We start from the raw sequence: 1261 nt of genomic DNA on the forward strand, positions 1-1261 counted from the left end.
GTCCCAAGAAGAGTTGAGATCGATCGCCGACGCAGGATTAGACACCAATCGTGCCATATCTAAAGCCAGTCGCCAATCCAATAACCCGTGATAAGCAAGGTTTTGATAGTCCCGCAAACACAAATTGCAGGAAGTATCACAATCACTTCCGTGCTCGTGAGGATTCGTCCATTTCCAGGCAATGCTGTTTGAAAGTGTTGGATCTGCCCGATCCATCAGTTGTTGAAACTCATTCGGTTTGGCTAGAAACCGACAATAACCCGCCCCATTCTCCAATTGATCGCAAAGAAAAGCTTGACCTACAATCGCTCCATTCTGCTCTAATGAACGAAAACCCGCCTGCAACTCCAGTGCATCCACATCGAGAAGAGAAGCAGCCGCTACCCGCAGCCAAAACGCGAAAGAATACCAAGCAGCACGACCTTCAACTGTAGTTGGATTGGCAAATATGCCATTAGGCCATTCCTGAATATTTACTAATAGGATATCTGTTTTACGTCGAGATAGTAGAGCTACCCGATAAACCGCTCCAGATGTACTAACCGAACTGTTTTGCTTAGATACAGCATAAGCTCCTGATTTATGTCGATTATCAATCTTAACTCTTTCGTAGAAGTCAAACCCTCCAGTGCCACCATTATCATTAACCGAAATGATATTGTCATTGAATGCAGATACAGAAGCATTAAGGACAGATGCAAGCGTGCCATTATTTGCAGGCGTGCCATCCTTCGGAGGGATACTCAAAGAAGGTCGTGTCGATCGCGGTTGCCACTCAAATTGCCCATCAAAGTCCTCTGGTTGCAAGTCTGTAAAAAATGCCTTGGGTTCCCTGGCATCAATGTAACGCATCGCATCATTTTCACCGCAAACCGGACATTGAGTTGTTGGCGATCGCTGACCGCCAGGGAGTGGTTGACTTAAGGTTGTGTACGGGTAGATTACCGCTTGACAGTTACTACAAAGTCCGAGAGATTCGTTGCCCTCAGTGAGTGGTGGGAATAAGCCTGGTTTGGCCGCAATTGTGTTGCCTTGAGGATACAATTCAACCACACCACAAGCAGTGTGAACCGCTTTATCTTTGACCGTCTCAGATCCTGGTGCAAATTGGCTGATAGCCACATCAAGGTTGCGATCGACTATTCCCGTCTCTGGTGGCCATTGAGCGCCCGGTGAGGGCCAGCGCGTGTAAAGCAAACGTACCCGCGTTGGAAAACCAAACATCGGTAATAACCCCGCATTGGCCAAACGTTCGCTCAAC

Annotated in this window: 1 pseudogene; it reads right to left on the reverse strand. The window is 47.6% G+C overall.

Annotation, left to right across the window (positions count from 1 at the left end):
• Nucleotides 1-1224: pseudogene (locus tag ACUVJL_RS01510) on the reverse strand (DEAD/DEAH box helicase); the annotation flags it as partial.
• Between the last annotated feature and the right edge of the window lie 37 nt (nucleotides 1225-1261).

This window comes from Microcoleus sp. OTE_8_concoct_300, from assembly GCF_031383065.1.
Classification (GTDB): Bacteria; Cyanobacteriota; Cyanobacteriia; order Cyanobacteriales; family Microcoleaceae; genus Microcoleus.